Here is a 16,517-nt window from a genome sequence, read left to right on the forward strand (position 1 = left end):
GTCCGAGGACGTTAAGAATCCATGTCACTTTGAGTGCCCACACAGATTGTCTGATAAATTGTTAAAGAGCAGTGCAACGCGGCTTTCGCTCACCGTTGCGAGGTGGCGTATATTACGCTTTCCTCTTTCAGAGTCAACCCGTTATTTCAGGATTTTTTCTCTTCAACCGACCGGGTTAACTGTGAAGTGATTCACATCCGCCGTGTCGATGGAGGCGCATTATAGGGAGTTCTCCGCAGCCCGCAACAGAAAAGTTGCAAAAAAATGACTGACCGCTGCATTCCCCAGCAAAACCCCGCTTTATACCCTTTTACGCACAGACTTATCCACAATTACAGCAAGATCCTGATGCGATCCTGCGAACTGAAAGAGAAGATCAACTATACTAGCGGCAAATATTCTTCTCCGCAGAGCTCCCCCTGATGAATACACAACGCCTGCCTCGCGACTGGCGCCTCCCTACGGCCGGATTGATGCTGCTGACCATCCTCTTCGCCGCTTTTACGCTGCATACGCACTGGAACGCCTTTATCCAGTGGTGCCTTGCCACGCAGATTACGCTGCACCGTTATCTGGTGATGTATCTACTACAGCTGAATAACAACCAGTACAGCGGTGGATTATGGCTCTTAACAGGCGCTTTCTTTTATGGCGTCCTTCACGCCATCGGGCCGGGGCACGGGAAGTTCATCGTGACAACCTACCTGAGCACAAATAAGGAGAGCGAACTGGCCGCACGCACCGTTCCCTTTCTTGGCAGCCTGATGCAGGGCGTCAGCGCCATTCTGTTTGTCTTTATTCTGGCAGTAGGATTTAACCTCGCGTCAGGGGATATCAGCACCAGCCGCTGGTATGTCGAGAAGATAAGCGCCGTGCTGATTGGCGCGTTTGGTGCTTTCATCATTTACCAGGCGCTGAAAAGCCTGCGGCCTCAAAGAATGAGGATCTCAGCCATCACTCCCCTTCATCAGCACGATGAACATTGTGGATGTGGTCATCACGGCGTGGGCGCAGATCTGACACAAGGTGACTGGAAAACGCGTCTGGGCGTCATTCTGGCGATTGGCGCACGTCCGTGCAGCGGTGCGATCATGATTCTGATGTTTTCGAACGCGCTGGGCATTGTCACCTGGGGAATGGCGGCCGTTATGAGCATGTCTTTAGGTACGGCACTCTCTATTATGGGGCTATCACTGGCAGTTCGTTATGCCCGTGAACGTACGGTGGCATGGTTCGGGGGAGATAGCGCGTTCAGGTGGCTGGTGCCGGCAGTTAAAATTGCCGGAGGTATCATCCTGATCCTGTTCGCGACCGTCCTGTTCCTGACAGTCATCCCCATTAGCGCCAACGGCGACTACATCGCCGCCGGATGCTAATAAAAGAAAACCCGCCGTTGGCGGGTTTCTTTATTACTCGTTAATGCGTGGATGTTGATCAACAAGACGGGAACGTTTCTTCTGCAGCTCTTCAATCTCTGCGTCGATATCCTCAATTTTCTGCTCAACGTTATCGTAGTGCTCGCGCAGGATTTCTTTCGCTTCCTGAATATCAGATGCCGCAGGCGTCGCCCCTTTCAGAGGACGGTTCGCCGTCTCCTTCATGGTCAGGCCGGTCGCCAGGCCGACTACCGCAATAACCATCAGGTAGTAGGCTGGCATCATCAGGTTCTGCGTGCTTTCCACCAGAGAGGCGGCAAGCGTAGGCGTCAGGCCGGCAATCAGAACGGAGATGTTGAACGCCGCCGCCAGCGCACTATAACGAATGTGCGTCGGGAACATCGCAGGTAATGTGGATGCCATCACCCCGATAAAGCAGTTCAGGATCACCGCCAGCATCAGCAGACCCGCGAAAATCAGACCCAGCACGTTACTGTTGATCAGAATAAACGCCGGGATCGCCAGCGCGAACAGCGCTACGCTACCCAGGATGATAAACGGTCGACGGCCAAAGCGGTCACTCAGCAGACCCATAATCGGCTGTACAAACAGCATACCCACCATGATGGCGATAATAATCAGCACGCCGTGATCTTCCGAGTAGTGCAGGTTATGCGACAGATAGCTCGGCATGTAGGTCAGCAGCATGTAGTAAGTAACGTTGGTGGAAATCACCAGACCAATACAGGTCAGCAGGCTGCGCCAGTGCTTTGTCGCGATCTCTTTAAAGGACACTTTCGGGCCGTCCTGCAGCCCTTCGCGGTCGCCCTGCTCCAGTTTATCAACGTGCTGCTGGAACGCAGGTGTCTCTTCCAGAGCATGTCGCAGGTAAAGACCGATAATACCCAGTGGGAGCGCGATAAAGAACGGGATACGCCAGCCCCAGTCGAGGAAGTTCTCCTCACCGACCACGGTTGAAATCAGAACCACGACGCCCGCACCCATCACAAACCCGGCAATCGAACCGAAGTCCAGCCAGCTGCCCATGAAGCCGCGCTTACGGTCAGGGGAATACTCCGCGACGAAGATCGACGCCCCGGTATACTCACCCCCGACGGAGAAGCCCTGCGCCATCTTACAGAGCAACAGCAGAATAGGTGCCCAGATACCGATCGTGGCATAGGACGGTATTAGGCCGATACAGAACGTACTGATCGACATAATGACAATGGTGATAGCGAGTATTTTCTGGCGACCGTATTTGTCACCGAGCATACCGAAGAACAGACCACCCAGCGGGCGGATCAGGAAAGGAACGGAGAATGTACCCAGCGCGGCAATCATCTGCAGGCTTGGGTCAGCACCGGGGAAGAACACTTTACCTAATGCATAGGCAACAAAGCCGTAGACACCGAAATCGAACCATTCCATCGCATTACCGAGCGAGGCGGCGGTGATCGCTTTACGCAGTTTAGCGTCATCAATAATGGTGACGTCGCGAAGCGTAATGGGTTTAACCTTTTTCCTTCTTAGCATAGCTTTCCTCGTAGACTTAGCCCTGTCCGTTCCACAGCCAACTCGCACTCTGTGAACCCGAGATCCGCTCCGTGCGAACCTCCATCTTCAAGCGTAGCAGGTTTACTTACATTGACGTTTACCGTCGATACAACCGAACCTGTTGACGCCTGTCTGGGCAGTTAATGACCTTTTACCCTACCAGCGTTTATATTTGTGATCAACTTCACACATATATTTATACTGCGTCAGGTGAAGACAGTTTTTGTCAACTACCGCAAATAAGTACTTTCTCAACCTTCCAGAGCCTCCATTTACGCCCTCATCCTTTTTCTTTTCCCAACCGAATAAAAAACCATATTTTTTACAAGAGATTTACATAAATTTTCAGCTCTCACAACGGGTCTTAAAGTTTACATTCAATATGTGATGAAGATAACTAAAACACCGTTTTATTTTCATTGAATCAATATTCCATCGATCGCATGATAATTCCTGAAACATAGCGACGCATGTTTTCTTACGACAGGAAACGAGAGCGCTGACTGAATTTCGGTGCAGGGTTATCACAAACCAATCATCAAGAGCACCCTTCATCAAATTGAATTTATTGATTTTTTTATTCGCACCTGCCGCTCACCATGAGAGGCGAAATTGTGAGGGTTAGAGATGAAGATTAAAGCCACGATAGAACGCATACCGGGTGGTATGATGCTGGTGCCGCTGGTACTCGGTGCTATTCTGAATACATTAGCCCCTGAAACCGGGGCTTATTTTGGTGGTTTCACAAAGGGGATGATTACGGGTACCGTTCCCATCCTGGCGGTCTGGTTCTTTTGTATCGGCGCATCCATTAATTTGCGGGCAACCGGTACCGTATTACGCAAATCCGGAACGCTGGTGATAACCAAAATAGCGGTTGCCTGGGTGGTCGCAATGATATGCGCGATGTTCATTCCTGAAAATGGAATTCAGACCGGTTTCTTCGCCGGGTTATCCGTCCTGGCGATTGTCTCGGCGATGGACATGACCAACGGCGGGCTGTATGCCAGCCTGATGAACCAGTACGGAACGAAAGAGGAGTCCGGCGCGTTTGTTTTGATGTCTCTGGAGTCCGGCCCGCTCATGACGATGTTGATCCTGGGATCCGCTGGCCTGGCTTCTTTTGAGCCCCATCATTTTGTCGGCGCGATCCTGCCATTCCTGATCGGCTTCGCGCTGGGCAATCTGGATCACGATCTGCGTGATTTCTTCAGCAAAGCCACGCCGGTGCTGATCCCGTTCTTTGGCTTTGCGCTGGGTAACACCATCAACCTGAACGTGATTCTGGATACGGGACTGCTGGGGATTGTGCTGGGTATCGCGGTTATCATCATCACCGGTATTCCGCTGATCATTGCTGACCGCGTAATCGGGGGAGGAAACGGCACGGCGGGCGTCGCCGCCTCTTCAGCCGCAGGCGCTGCCGTTGCAAACCCGGTGATTATCGCCCAGATTAACCCGGCCTTCGAACCGGTGGCCGCGTCCGCGACGGCACTGGTTGCCGCCAGCGTGATTGTCACCGCAATCCTGGTGCCCATCATCACGGCGCTATACGCGAAACGCTACGGAAATGTGCAAGAGATCCCGCCTGAACCGAAACCGTTAGAAATGAATCACTAACGCACCGCGCCAGCCATCCTCTCTCCCCTATGGGGAGAGGGTCAGGATGAGGGGTTCAACCAAAAATCTCTTCCACCATCGCATCCACCAGCCGTTTTGCCGAACACAGCCTCGGCATACCCAGCGCGACGGTCTGCCAGTTTTGCGTCACTGACCAACTCACCGGGTGTATATCCGCCTGACACCAGTCGCCCAGCCAGCCCAGCATGTCTTTGTGATCGATTAAACCCGCCGAAGCGGGTGTGGTCAGCCATTGATGATAGAAATGGCGCGTTGTGGGAGACGCATTGATGCCCTGTGCGAGGTAGTTGGCGGCCATGCTGCGTAAATTATCCTTGAGCATGGCCGACACATCGTTGTTCGCCAGACGGCAGGCATCGCCAAATGCTCCCCAGCGCAGCTCTTCCAGAACAATGAAGCAGCGCCCGGCCAAAGACCAGCCATCATAGTGACCGGCTCGCCAGCGGGTGAAAATTTGTTCACTATGCTCGCCCGCCTGTACCGTCAGTCCACGCTGGGTCAGCGCCTTTTCTTTATAGGCGGCACGTTGGGTAAAATGAGAGGAGAGCTCCGCATACTGTTCAAGCAGGCCGGGAGATGGCTGAGCGCGCAGGTGAGCCTGCTGGCACAGTGCAGTCAGTTTATCGGCCATCAGCGTCAGCGCAAGATGGCCCGGATCCAACATGCCGGCGAGTTTTTCCGCCAGCCCCAGGCGCAGGGCCGCGTTCTCGTTAAGCATTCCCGCCATCGCCCAGGGCCGTAGCCGGGTATGCGTCATGATCTCCTGAGTCAAACGTTCACGAAACTGCAGCTGCTGCGGCCCCAGATGGGGATGGCGCGCCGCGTCCACGCCCTGCACAAGATCGACCATAAACCTGGGATGAATACACTCCAGCGTCCGCCCGGGACCGTCCAGTAGCTGTGTTGTCATGGTTGCTCTGCTGCGAATAGAGTTTGAATGTCATCGCGTAACAGTCGGGTATCTTCCTGAATCCACGTCGCAGTCGTAATGCTTTGCTTCAACAGCTGGCTGAGCGCTCGGGTTGAATGCTCATTTTGTTGACGCACTGCGAGGCTATCACGCAAGCTTTCCTGTAACCCGGTCAGGCATAACGAAAATTCTGCAAAGAACGTCGCCATTCCGGCCGTAACAGAGACATCGACCTGCGCGGACAAAGCTTTACGTATTTGTTCACAAAACTGATCAATATGTTGCTTAAATTTGTCATGCAGTTGCGCAATGTCGATAACATAGTGCGTGCGCGTGACCACATACTCATCCCAGCCCCAGCCCGGATTATTGAGCCAACGCGAAACGGTTTCACGCATACTGCTCCCGGCGGAAAGTTGACCTGCCGGGCGGTTATCCTGTGCAATGGCATCGTTAAACAGTGCCCGCGTATTGAAGTCAAGCTGGTTTGCCTGAAAGGCCGGGAAGCTGATCCGCGCCCGGAAGCCGGCATGGCTCAGATGCTCTTTTATACGCGTTTCAATGGGGCGGATAGCGTCATTCAGCGAGCGCGCCAGCGTAGATTCCAGCTGATCGAAGCGTAACGCCAGCTCCCGGGCGATTTTTGCCTGCGCATCCAGCATGATGAGTTCACAGGAGGAGCGAATTTTACTCAGGACGATCTGCGCCTGACCTTCATCATCCAGAACCAGCGGTTCCCGCTCTTGCTGTTTGTCACTGCGGCGATTCAGCCGCTCAATACCTGCCAAATCAAGAATATTTTGAGGGCTGAACACATGGCCCACGGCCTGGTGAAGCGCCGATTTTTCGGCCTCCATAAAGTCCGCGGTCGCGTTCAGCGCCTGGTCAACTTCATGTTTCACCTCATCGCTCACCGCGCTCTGGCGCGTCTGCAGCAGCGCCATATCCTCTTCAAGACGCGCGATGTTCAGTTCCAGCCCCTCAAAGGCCACTGTCAGCCCCTGATAGCGGAAGTCGAGATACTCCCGGGCATTTTGCGCGTAGTTGAGCAGCTTATGCGAGGCCGAGCGCAGCGCGAATAGCGAGGCATTGGCATAGGCGGCGTAAATCAGTTTGCGTATCGGCTGTTCAAACAGCGAATCTTCCCAGAGCAAATCGGCTGCGTGACGGATATGGTTTATATCGTCCAGGTCCGCCGAACGCCAGCGGCGTCCGAGTGCGGCTTCGGCAAAATCCTGCACCCAGGGCTGCTCCTGATGCTCCGGCAGGCGTCCACGGGCATTCATCTCGTTGCGGGCGCGGTTTGCCAGATACGCCCACATAGAGGAAACAGGGTAGATCTGGCCAGGCGAAATAGTGCCTTTCATTAAGGTACCGGAGATCATCGCCCTGACCTGCTCTTCATCGTCGCTATTGCGATCCTTCTGGTCGAATTTATTCACCAGCGCATACAGAGGCACTGATTTCCCCGCAACCGAAATAGCCTGACGGACCTCTTCATCAGAAATAGATTTAAGCTGGGTATAATCCATCACCGCCAGCACCGCCGACGCGCGGGCTAGCTGTTCGCTAAGCATTTTTTGCAGATGCGGTTGTCCGGCCTCATTGGGGCCGGGAGTATCGAGCAGCGTCAGTTGCCCGAGGTGGGCATCAAGACCCGCAAGATGCACGAACTCCACTTCAATCACCGGAATATGTTCGATGGCCGCGTATTCAGAGAACGGAAACGCCACGCCCAGCGCCTGGGAGAGCCTTACCAGATCATTAAGACTTTTCAAGCAATGAAATATTGGCTGCGCCCCGAGATGATGCTTTTCAAAGGCCTCGCCTTTCTCAATACGCTCCAGCAGCGTATTCATGTCCTTATCAATTTCCAGTTGCAGAGCCAGCTTGCCGCGATCGTAATCGCCAAGCTTTTTCTGCAGCAGGTGAATCAAATCATCAATAGGAGAGACATGTGAGAAGTGGAGCACCGGCTCTTTCTGGCCTGGCGTATGACGTATCAGCGTAGGCAGCGCCGTCATTGGGCGGTTGCGGTTCGGCAACACTTCGGTACCCACAATGGCATTAATGGTGGTCGATTTCCCCGCTTTCATCGTGCCAACGATAGCCAGAACCATTTCCAGACGTGTTATTTTGCGTAATTCATTATTCAGCGTTGCCTGCTGCGCTTCGACGCCGCGCGCACTAAAATGCAAAGGCAGCACGTTGTTCTTTTCACCTGTAATAGCAGCCGTCGTGCTCTCCAGCTTCGCTGTCGGCATTGATTTCAGGGTATCGAGATTTTGCAGGGCAAGCTGTAACAAACGCTCAGCTTCCTGACTTAATTCAAAAATGGTCTGTGTGTGCATGATAAAAGCCTTTCCTTAACGCAAATTTATTACTTTTATTAAGCCACTTGTATTAATTATGATGTTCAGGCTTATATGATCACGTGTGGAAAACATGTTCACCAAAATATAACTAATTGAAGATAATCAGAAATAAATGGCTATCCCTGCATGGCGTGTAAAGCTCTCCTCAAGGCCTGAAAGCCAAAAGATAAAAAGCCTGGCCCATTTTAAGAAGCTTCAGGATATATCATCATTATTTACCCACCTAAAAAGAGAGGGATAGGCCGCCAACATAAGAAATGCATGGCAGTAAAGTTCGAAGATAAATAACAATGCGTTGCTTCACCTTATCCGAAATGAAGGTGCGTAGCAATTTGCCGCAATAAAATATTCGATATATTTAGCGACTTCTCTTTCCACCGTGTTAATGACGTTAGCATCGCTTAGCTGACTGACAGTAAGTGTCACTCGCAACACATTTTCTGCGTTTTTTAAATTCACAATAGCACCGACAAAAGTGTGGATTTGCGTTATACTTGCCGCCTTTTTCGGCACTCTGCCGTCATTTAGCTGGCACTTTCCAGCGCGTTAACACTTTTGAGGATACCGACATGCAACTCCCACACTGCCCAAAATGCAATTCTGAATACACATACGAAGATAATGGCATGTTCATCTGCCCGGAATGTGCACACGAATGGAATGATGCCGAGCCAGCGCAGGACGCTGATGCACTGATCGTCAAAGATGCCAACGGTAATCTGCTGGCGGATGGCGACAGCGTCACCGTGGTGAAAGATCTTAAGGTGAAAGGCAGCTCTTCCATGCTGAAGATCGGCACCAAAGTGAAGAATATCCGTCTGGTGGAAGGCGATCATAATATCGATTGCAAAATTGACGGCTTCGGTCCGATGAAACTGAAATCTGAGTTCGTGAAAAAGAACTGATTTAACCCGCCCGGTAGCGCTTCGCTTACCGGGCTTTCGGGAACTACACTTAACGGGCTTTTCTTACGTGAGGTAAAGATTATGCCGTTAAGTCCCTACATCTCTTTTGCCGGCAACTGTGCAGAGGCTACCGCCTTCTATCAGCAAGCCGTCGGCGCAGAACTCCTCTATAAAATCACCTTCGGCGAAATGCCAAAAAGCGATAACAGCGAAGAAGGCTGTCCGTCCGGCATGCAGTTTCCGGATTCGGCTATCGCTCACTCCAACGTTCGCATTGCGGGCAGCGATATCATGATGAGCGACGGGCTGCCGCCGGGCAGCAGCGCACAGTACGCGGGCTTCACGCTGGTGCTCGACACGCAGGATGTGTCAGAAGGCAAGCGCTGGTTCGACAACCTTGCCGATGGCGGGAATATCGACATGGCCTGGCAGGAAACCTTCTGGGCGCACGGCTTTGGTAAGGTCACCGACAAGTACGGCGTGCCGTGGATGATTAACGTCGTTAAGCAGCAGCACTAATTTTCGGGCGGTAGGCGGTCTGCCTCCGCCTGTCATCAAACTCCCCTCAACTCTTCAAACTCCCGCAACCTGCACTTAACCCAAATGTCATATTGATGCGCCAGCATGAGGCCACATTTATCGTGAGGCCCAGCACATGCACACTGTCATCCGCGTCGAGAAACTGAGCAAGACCTTCAATCACAACAAGGCGCTGCATGCCGTTGATCTGACCGTCCAGCAGGGCGAAATGGTGGCGCTGCTGGGGCCGTCCGGTTCAGGAAAATCCACCCTTCTGCGTCACTTAAGTGGCCTTATTACCTGCGATAAAGCGCCGGAAAGCCGCGTCGAGCTGCTGGGTAACACCGTGCAGCATGCGGGCCGTCTGGCGAGCGATATTCGCAAAAGCCGCGCCCGGACGGGCTACATCTTTCAGCAGTTCAACCTGGTGAACCGCCTGACGGTGCTGGAGAACGTGCTGATTGGCGCGCTCGGCAGCACCCCGTTCTGGCGCACCTGCCTGCGCTGGTTCTCCCCATCACAGAAGCAGGAAGCCTTACAGGCGCTGACCCGCGTCGGCATGGCGCACTTCGCCCACCAGCGCGTGTCCACGCTGTCCGGCGGGCAGCAGCAGCGCGTCGCTATCGCCCGCGCCCTGATGCAGAAAGCCAAAATCATTCTGGCCGATGAGCCCATCGCCTCGTTGGATCCGGAGTCGGCCCGCATCGTGATGGAAACCCTGCGCGACATCAACCAGAACGACGGCATCACCGTGGTGGTGACGCTGCATCAGGTGGATTACGCCTTGCGCTACTGCGAGCGCATCGTCGCCCTGCGTCAGGGCCACGTGTTCTTCGATGGCGCCAGCCACCAGTTTGATAACGAACGTTTTGACCATCTCTACCGCAGCGTAAACCGCGTCGAAGAACGCGCGCAGGCTGCTTAACGCCCCGATAACGAGGAATGGAAATGAACTACAAAGCCGTTGCCGCGCTGGCCTTCACCAGCATGTTCAGCATCAGCACCCTGTTAAGCCCGGCGTACGCCGAAGAGCAGGAAAAAGCGTTGAACTTTGGCATCATTTCAACGGAATCACAGCAAAACCTGAAGCCGCAGTGGGAACCGTTCCTGAAAGATATGGAAACCAAACTGGGGATCAAAGTGAACGCCTTCTTCGCCCCGGACTACGCGGGCATCATCCAGGGGATGCGCTTTAACAAAGTGGACATCGCCTGGTACGGCAACCTTTCAGCCATGGAAGCGGTGGACCGCGCCAACGGTCAGGTCTTTGCCCAGACCGTTGCGGCAGATGGTTCTCCAGGATACTGGAGCGTGCTGATCGTCAACAAAGACAGCCCGATCAACAACCTCAACGACATGATCGCCAAACGCAAAGATCTGACCTTTGGCAACGGCGATCCGAACTCCACCTCCGGCTTCCTCGTCCCTGGCTACTACGTCTTCGCGAAAAACAACATCTCCGCCAGCGACTTTAAGCGCACCGTAAACGCCAGCCACGAAACCAACGCGCTGGCCGTGGCGAACAAGCAGGTGGACGTTGCCACCAACAACACCGAAAACCTCGACAAGCTGAAAACCTCCGCGCCTGACAAGCTGAAAGCGCTGAAGGTCATCTGGAAATCCCCGCTGATCCCCGGCGATCCGATCGTCTGGCGCAAAAATCTCTCCGAAAGCACCAAGGACAAGGTCTACGACTTCTTTATGAACTACGGCAAAACGCCGGAAGAGAAAGCGGTTCTGGAACGTCTGGGCTGGGCACCGTTCCGCGCGTCCAGCGATCTGCAGCTGGTCCCGATTCGCCAGCTGGCGCTGTTTAAGCAGATGCAGGTCGTGAAGGACAACAAAGGGCTGAAGGAAGAGGAGAAGACCAGCAAAGTCTCTGAAATCCAGGCCCAGCTGGAAGACCTCGACCGCCTGACCGCCGCGCTGGGTGCGATGACGAGCGTGAATAAAGCGGTGCAGTAACACAAGTCCCCTCTCCCTTAGGGGAGAGGGAGAACAGATTAAGGAGCCAACATGCAAACCATTACTCTCCCGCCGCCGAAGCGCAGCTGGTTCTCGCTCATAAGCTGGGCCATCCTGCTGGCGGTACTCGTTATCTCCTGGAAGGGCGCGGAGATGGATCCGCTGCTGCTCTTCAAAGATTCCGGCAACATGGCGACCTTCGCCGCCGACTTCTTCCCGCCGGATTTCAGCCAGTGGCAGGACTACCTCAGCGAAATGGCGATCACCCTGCAAATCGCCGTCTGGGGCACCGCCCTCGCCGTCGTTCTCTCCATTCCGTTCGGCCTGATGAGCGCCGAGAACATCGTACCGTGGTGGGTTTACCAGCCGATGCGTCGCCTGATGGACGCCTGTCGTGCCATCAACGAAATGGTCTTTGCGATGCTGTTCGTGGTCGCCGTTGGCCTGGGTCCGTTCGCCGGCGTGATGGCACTGTTCATCCACACCACCGGCGTGCTCTCCAAGCTGCTCTCGGAAGCGGTTGAAGCCATCGAGCCCGGCCCGGTGGAAGGTATTCGCGCAACCGGCGCCAACAAAATCGAAGAGATCCTCTACGGCGTCCTGCCGCAGGTGATGCCGCTGCTGATCTCCTACTCGCTGTACCGCTTCGAGTCCAACGTTCGCTCCGCCACCGTGGTCGGTATGGTGGGCGCAGGCGGGATTGGCGTCACCCTGTGGGAAGCGATTCGCGGTTTCCAGTTCCAGCAAACCTGCGCCCTGATGGTGCTCATCATCGTCACCGTCAGCCTGCTGGATTTCCTCTCTCAACGCTTGCGTAAGCACTTCATCTGATTAGCGAGGCTTTGATTGGTATGCACTTATCCAGACATCCGACCAGTTACCCTACCCGCTGGCAAGAAATTGCGGCCAGGCTCGAAGTGGAGCTGCGCACGCATTACCGCTGCGGTGACTACCTGCCCGCCGAGCAGCAGCTTGCCGACCGCTACGAAGTGAACCGCCACACCCTGCGCCGCGCCATTGACCAGCTGGTGGAGCGCGGCTGGGTGCAGCGCCGTCAGGGCGTCGGCGTGCTGGTGCTGATGCGCCCGTTTGACTACCCGCTCAACGCCCAGGCGCGTTTTAGCCAGAATCTGCTGGATCAGGGTAGCCATCCAACCAGCGAAAAGCTGCTCTCGGTTCTGCGCCCGGCCTCCCATCACGTGGCGGATGCGCTCGGGATTCAGGAGGGCGACAACGTCGTACACCTGCGTACGTTGCGCCGGGTCAACGGCGTGGCGGTCTGCCAGATCGACCACTACTTCGCGGACCTCACCCTCTGGCCCGTGCTGCAACATTTCGCCAGCGGTTCCCTGCATGATTTCCTTCAGGACGCGACGGGTATCGCGCTCAAACGCACCCAGACGCGCATCAGCGCCCGCCGCGCGCAGGCGAAAGAGAGCAAGGTGCTGGAGATCCCCAATATGGCCCCGCTGCTCTGCGTGCGCACCCTCAACCACCGTGACGGCGAGATCAACGCGACGGAATACTCCGTCAGCCTGACCCGCGCCGACATGATTGAATTCACCATGGAGCACTGAATGCACTTCGACACCTCCACCCGACAGCGCTGGATGCGCGTGCTGGCCCATAGCCAGCCTGCTGCGCTGGCCGCCCGCATGAACGCACTCGGCCTGACGCCGGACTACGACACGATCCGCGCGCCGGAGATCGGCCTGGTGCAGATCCAGGCACGCATGGGCGGCACCGGCGAGCGCTTCTTCGCCGGCGATGCCACCCTCACCCGCGCGGCTATCCGCCTTAACAGCGGCACGCTGGGTTATAGCTACGTACTTGGGCGAGACAAAACGCACGCCGAGCGCTGCGCGGTGATCGACGCGCTTTTACAGGAACACCCGCATTTCCAGACGTTAATGGAAACCCTTATTGCCCCGCTGGAAGCCGACCGCGCCGCACGCCTTGCCGCGCGTCAGGCCGAAGTGAACACCAGCCGGGTCGACTTCTTTACGCTCGTTCGCGGAGACAACGCATGACGCTTCAACCTGCTTTTACCCTGGCCGTCCAGGATGCCCAACAGAGTTTCCGTCGCCTGCTGAAAGCCATGAGCGAGCCCGGCGTGATCGTCTCGCTGCACCAGCTCTCGCAGGGCTGGCTGCCGCTGAACCTCGCCTCCACCAGCGTGCTGCTGACGCTGGCGGACAACGACACCCCGGTATGGCTGTCAGGCGCATTGCTGAACGATATCGCCAGCCAGAACCTGCGCTTTCACACCAGCGCGCCGCTGGTCGAGCAGCCCCAGCAGGCGGTCTTTGCCGTGGCCGACGAACAGATCAGCCATGAACAGCTTAACGCCCTGAGCGAAGGCAGCGCCGTCGCACCGGAAACCAGCGCCACGCTGATTTTGCAGGTCTCCAGCCTGAGCGGTGGCCGCATGCTTCGCCTGACGGGCGCAGGCATCGCCGACGAGCGGATGGTCGCGCCCCAGCTACCGGAGTGCATCATCCATGAGCTGACCGAGCGCCCGCACCCGTTCCCGCTCGGCATTGACCTGATCCTGACCTGCGGGGAGCGCCTGCTGGCAATCCCGCGGACTACCCACGTGGAGGTGTGCTGATGTACGTAGCCGTCAAAGGAGGCGAAAAGGCGATCGCCGCCGCTCATGCCTTACAGGAGCACAGACGCCGGGGCGATGAACAGCTTCCCGAGCTGAGCGTCGCCCAAATTGAGCAACAGCTTAACCTCACGGTTGACCGCGTGATGACCGAGGGCGGCGTTGCTGACCGCGAGCTTGCAGCGCTGGCGCTCAAGCAGGCCAGCGGCGATAACGTGGAAGCCATCTTCCTGCTGCGCGCCTGGCGCACCACCGTTCCCCGTCTGGCAGTCAGCGAGCCGGTGAACACGGCGGAAATGCGCCTGGAGCGCCGAATCTCTGCCGTTTATAAAGACATTCCCGGCGGCCAGCTGCTTGGCCCGACTTACGACTACACCCATCGTCTACTGGACTTCACGCTGCTGGCGAACGGCGAAGCCCCAACGCTCAGCACTTCAGACGTCGAACAGGAACCGTCTCCGCACGTCTTCAGCCTGCTGGCAAACCAGGGGCTGGCGAAAGCGGAAGAAGACACTGGCGCCACGCCGGACGACGTCACCCGCACGCCGCCGGTCTACCCGTGCTCACGCTCGTCCCGCCTGCAACAGCTGATGCGCGGCGACGAAGGGTATCTGCTGGCGCTGGCCTACTCCACACAGCGCGGCTACGGGCGCAACCACCCGTTCGCGGCAGAGATCCGCAGCGGCTATCTCGACGTCGAAATCGTGCCGGAAGAGCTGGGTTTTGCGGTGAACGTCGGCGAACTGCTGATGACCGAGTGCGAAATGGTCAACGGTTTCGTCGCGCCAGAGAATGAAGACCCGCATTTTACCCGCGGCTACGGGCTGGTGTTTGGCCTCGGCGAGCGCAAGGCGATGGCGATGGCGCTGGTTGACCGCGCCCTGCAGGCGCCGGACTACGGCGAGCACATTGCCGGCCCGGCGCAGGACGAAGAGTTCGTGCTGGCCCACGCGGACAACGTCGAGGCCGCAGGCTTTGTCTCGCACCTCAAGCTGCCGCACTACGTCGATTTCCAGGCCGAACTGGAACTGCTGAAACGCCTGCAACGGGAGCGCGCCAATGGCTAACTTAAGCGGCTACAACTTTGCCTATCTGGATGAGCAAACTAAACGCATGATCCGCCGCGCCATTTTAAAAGCGGTGGCTATTCCGGGCTATCAGGTGCCGTTTGGTGGCCGTGAAATGCCGATGCCGTACGGCTGGGGCACAGGCGGCATTCAGATCACCGCCAGCGTGATTGGCGAAGCGGACGTGCTGAAGGTTATCGACCAGGGCGCGGACGATACCACCAACGCCGTGTCGATCCGCAACTTCTTTAAGCGCGTGACGGGCGTCAATACCACCGAAAAAACCGAAGACGCGACGCTGATCCAGACCCGCCACCGAATTCCGGAGACTCCGCTGACGGAAGATCAGATTCTGATTTTCCAGGTGCCGATCCCGGAGCCGCTGCGCTTTATCGAGCCGCGCGAAACCGAGACCCGCACCATGCACGCGCTGGAAGAGTACGGGATCATGCAGGTCAAACTGTATGAAGACATCGCCCGCTTCGGCCATATCGCCACCACCTACGCCTACCCGGTGAAGGTCAACGGGCGCTACGTCATGGACCCGTCGCCGATCCCAAAATTCGATAACCCGAAGATGGACATGATGCCTGCCCTGCAGCTCTTTGGTGCCGGACGTGAAAAACGCATCTACGCGGTACCGCCGTATACGCGTGTCGAAAGCCTGGATTTCGACGATCACCCGTTTACGGTGCAGGAGTGGGACGAGCCGTGCGCCATCTGCGGATCCAAACACAGCTATCTCGATGAAGTGGTGTTGGACGATACGGGCAAACGAATGTTTGTCTGCTCCGACACCGATTACTGCCGCCAACAGAGCGAGGCGAACGGCCAATGAAACCGCTGCTTTCGGTTAATAACCTGACCCACCTTTATGCGCCGGGAAAAGGCTTCAGCGACGTGTCGTTCGAGCTGTGGCCGGGCGAAGTGCTGGGCATTGTCGGCGAGTCCGGCTCCGGCAAAACCACCCTGCTGAAGTCCATCTCCGCGCGTCTGACGCCGCAACACGGCGAGATCCTGTATCAGGGACGCTCCCTCTACGACATAAGCGAGGCCGAGCGCCGTCGCCTGCTGCGCACCGAGTGGGGCGTGGTGCATCAGCACCCGATGGACGGCCTGCGCCGTCAGGTGTCGGCGGGAGGCAATATCGGCGAACGGCTGATGGCCACCGGCGCGCGCCACTACGGCAACATCCGCGCCACCGCACAGCACTGGCTGGAGGAGGTGGAGATCCCCGCCTCGCGCATTGACGACCTGCCAACCACCTTTTCCGGCGGTATGCAGCAGCGTTTGCAAATTGCCCGCAATCTGGTCACCCATCCAAAGCTGGTGTTTATGGATGAACCCACCGGCGGGCTGGACGTCTCCGTGCAGGCCCGCCTGCTCGACCTGCTGCGCGGCCTGGTGGTGGAGCTGAACCTGGCGGTGGTGATTGTCACCCACGATCTGGGCGTTGCGCGCCTGCTGGCGGACCGCCTGCTGGTGATGAAGCAGGGTCAGGTGGTGGAAAGTGGGCTGACCGACCGCGTGCTCGACGACCCGCATCATCCATACACCCAGCTGCTGGTGTCCTCGGTATTACAGAATTGAGAGG

Annotated in this window: 16 protein-coding genes; 13 read left to right on the top strand and 3 right to left on the bottom strand. The window is 56.5% G+C overall.

Annotated elements, in window-relative coordinates; all coding sequences use genetic code 11:
• The first annotated feature begins 422 nt into the window (after nt 1-422).
• Entirely contained in the window at nt 423-1,376 is a 954-nt protein-coding gene (locus tag IM303_RS17920) for a nickel/cobalt transporter (RefSeq protein ID WP_192987633.1), read from the top strand.
• A gap of 33 nt (nt 1,377-1,409) precedes the next feature.
• Here the strand turns inward: IM303_RS17920 and proP are convergent, their stop codons facing one another.
• Complete coding sequence (gene proP, locus IM303_RS17925) at nt 1,410-2,912, bottom strand: glycine betaine/L-proline transporter ProP (RefSeq protein WP_028015221.1); 1,503 nt, start codon at nt 2,910-2,912, stop codon at nt 1,410-1,412.
• A 648-nt stretch (nt 2,913-3,560) separates the two neighbouring features.
• Between proP and kdgT the strand changes: the two genes are divergently transcribed.
• The gene (gene kdgT, locus IM303_RS17930; RefSeq protein WP_059357329.1) at nt 3,561-4,553 is read left to right on the top strand and encodes a 2-keto-3-deoxygluconate transporter; all 993 of its coding nucleotides are present in this window, start codon (nt 3,561-3,563) and stop codon (nt 4,551-4,553) included.
• 55 nt (nt 4,554-4,608) lie between these two features.
• Here the strand turns inward: kdgT and IM303_RS17935 are convergent, their stop codons facing one another.
• Nucleotides 4,609-5,484, bottom strand: a complete 876-nt coding sequence (locus IM303_RS17935; protein WP_028015219.1) for a diguanylate cyclase regulator RdcB family protein — start codon at nt 5,482-5,484, stop codon at nt 4,609-4,611.
• Entirely contained in the window at nt 5,481-7,835 is a 2,355-nt protein-coding gene (crfC, locus tag IM303_RS17940) for a clamp-binding protein CrfC (RefSeq protein WP_028015218.1), read from the bottom strand. The genes IM303_RS17935 and crfC overlap by 4 nt, the downstream gene beginning before the upstream one ends.
• Before the next feature lie 593 nt (nt 7,836-8,428).
• On the opposite strand from crfC, the gene IM303_RS17945 reads away from it, so the two are divergent.
• The 11 genes from IM303_RS17945 (at nt 8,429) to phnK (ending at nt 16,513) form a co-directional block, all read left to right on the top strand.
• Nucleotides 8,429-8,764: a zinc ribbon domain-containing protein YjdM gene (locus IM303_RS17945; RefSeq protein ID WP_047366881.1), complete on the top strand. Its 336-nt coding sequence runs from the start codon at nt 8,429-8,431 to the stop codon at nt 8,762-8,764.
• 81 nt (nt 8,765-8,845) lie between these two features.
• Nucleotides 8,846-9,283 (top strand): VOC family metalloprotein YjdN, encoded by a 438-nt coding sequence (gene yjdN / locus IM303_RS17950; RefSeq protein WP_028015216.1) that lies wholly within the window; start codon nt 8,846-8,848, stop codon nt 9,281-9,283.
• A 136-nt stretch (nt 9,284-9,419) separates the two neighbouring features.
• On the top strand, nt 9,420-10,208 hold the full coding sequence (gene phnC, locus IM303_RS17955) for a phosphonate ABC transporter ATP-binding protein (protein WP_028015215.1): 789 nt from the start codon (nt 9,420-9,422) through the stop codon (nt 10,206-10,208).
• A 23-nt stretch (nt 10,209-10,231) separates the two neighbouring features.
• Nucleotides 10,232-11,248 carry a phosphonate ABC transporter substrate-binding protein gene (phnD, locus tag IM303_RS17960; protein ID WP_192972033.1) on the top strand — a complete coding sequence of 339 codons (1,017 nt, stop codon included), beginning with the start codon at nt 10,232-10,234 and terminating at the stop codon, nt 11,246-11,248.
• 51 nt (nt 11,249-11,299) lie between these two features.
• A complete protein-coding gene (phnE, locus tag IM303_RS17965; RefSeq protein ID WP_028015213.1) occupies nt 11,300-12,079 on the top strand; it encodes a phosphonate ABC transporter, permease protein PhnE in 780 nt (259 codons plus the stop codon).
• A 20-nt stretch (nt 12,080-12,099) separates the two neighbouring features.
• On the top strand, nt 12,100-12,825 hold the full coding sequence (gene phnF / locus IM303_RS17970) for a phosphonate metabolism transcriptional regulator PhnF (protein WP_028015212.1): 726 nt from the start codon (nt 12,100-12,102) through the stop codon (nt 12,823-12,825).
• Complete coding sequence (phnG, locus tag IM303_RS17975) at nt 12,826-13,278, top strand: phosphonate C-P lyase system protein PhnG (RefSeq protein ID WP_028015211.1); 453 nt, start codon at nt 12,826-12,828, stop codon at nt 13,276-13,278.
• Nucleotides 13,275-13,859 (top strand): phosphonate C-P lyase system protein PhnH, encoded by a 585-nt coding sequence (phnH, locus tag IM303_RS17980; RefSeq protein ID WP_028015210.1) that lies wholly within the window; start codon nt 13,275-13,277, stop codon nt 13,857-13,859. The genes phnG and phnH overlap by 4 nt, the downstream gene beginning before the upstream one ends.
• Nucleotides 13,859-14,923, top strand: coding sequence for a carbon-phosphorus lyase complex subunit PhnI (locus IM303_RS17985; protein WP_192972034.1), 1,065 nt, complete (start codon nt 13,859-13,861; stop codon nt 14,921-14,923). The genes phnH and IM303_RS17985 overlap by 1 nt, the downstream gene beginning before the upstream one ends.
• On the top strand, nt 14,916-15,761 hold the full coding sequence (gene phnJ, locus IM303_RS17990; RefSeq protein WP_041911512.1) for an alpha-D-ribose 1-methylphosphonate 5-phosphate C-P-lyase PhnJ: 846 nt from the start codon (nt 14,916-14,918) through the stop codon (nt 15,759-15,761). The genes IM303_RS17985 and phnJ overlap by 8 nt, the downstream gene beginning before the upstream one ends.
• Nucleotides 15,758-16,513, top strand: coding sequence for a phosphonate C-P lyase system protein PhnK (phnK, locus tag IM303_RS17995; protein ID WP_045261067.1), 756 nt, complete (start codon nt 15,758-15,760; stop codon nt 16,511-16,513). Before phnJ ends, phnK begins: the two co-directional genes overlap by 4 nt.
• The last annotated feature ends 4 nt before the right edge of the window (nt 16,514-16,517 follow it).

Origin of the sequence: Enterobacter cloacae complex sp. P38RS, from assembly GCF_014930775.1 — a bacterium.
Classification (GTDB): domain Bacteria; phylum Pseudomonadota; class Gammaproteobacteria; order Enterobacterales; family Enterobacteriaceae; genus Enterobacter; species Enterobacter bugandensis.

Coding starts and splice junctions, on each gene's coding strand:
- IM303_RS17920 (WP_192987633.1), top strand. CDS start 423: ATGAATACACAACGCCTGCCTCGCGACTGGCGCCTCCCTACGGCCGGA.
- proP (WP_028015221.1), bottom strand. CDS start 2,912: ATGCTAAGAAGGAAAAAGGTTAAACCCATTACGCTTCGCGACGTCACC.
- kdgT (WP_059357329.1), top strand. CDS start 3,561: ATGAAGATTAAAGCCACGATAGAACGCATACCGGGTGGTATGATGCTG.
- IM303_RS17935 (WP_028015219.1), bottom strand. CDS start 5,484: ATGACAACACAGCTACTGGACGGTCCCGGGCGGACGCTGGAGTGTATT.
- crfC (WP_028015218.1), bottom strand. CDS start 7,835: ATGCACACACAGACCATTTTTGAATTAAGTCAGGAAGCTGAGCGTTTG.
- IM303_RS17945 (WP_047366881.1), top strand. CDS start 8,429: ATGCAACTCCCACACTGCCCAAAATGCAATTCTGAATACACATACGAA.
- yjdN (WP_028015216.1), top strand. CDS start 8,846: ATGCCGTTAAGTCCCTACATCTCTTTTGCCGGCAACTGTGCAGAGGCT.
- phnC (WP_028015215.1), top strand. CDS start 9,420: ATGCACACTGTCATCCGCGTCGAGAAACTGAGCAAGACCTTCAATCAC.
- phnD (WP_192972033.1), top strand. CDS start 10,232: ATGAACTACAAAGCCGTTGCCGCGCTGGCCTTCACCAGCATGTTCAGC.
- phnE (WP_028015213.1), top strand. CDS start 11,300: ATGCAAACCATTACTCTCCCGCCGCCGAAGCGCAGCTGGTTCTCGCTC.
- phnF (WP_028015212.1), top strand. CDS start 12,100: ATGCACTTATCCAGACATCCGACCAGTTACCCTACCCGCTGGCAAGAA.
- phnG (WP_028015211.1), top strand. CDS start 12,826: ATGCACTTCGACACCTCCACCCGACAGCGCTGGATGCGCGTGCTGGCC.
- phnH (WP_028015210.1), top strand. CDS start 13,275: ATGACGCTTCAACCTGCTTTTACCCTGGCCGTCCAGGATGCCCAACAG.
- IM303_RS17985 (WP_192972034.1), top strand. CDS start 13,859: ATGTACGTAGCCGTCAAAGGAGGCGAAAAGGCGATCGCCGCCGCTCAT.
- phnJ (WP_041911512.1), top strand. CDS start 14,916: ATGGCTAACTTAAGCGGCTACAACTTTGCCTATCTGGATGAGCAAACT.
- phnK (WP_045261067.1), top strand. CDS start 15,758: ATGAAACCGCTGCTTTCGGTTAATAACCTGACCCACCTTTATGCGCCG.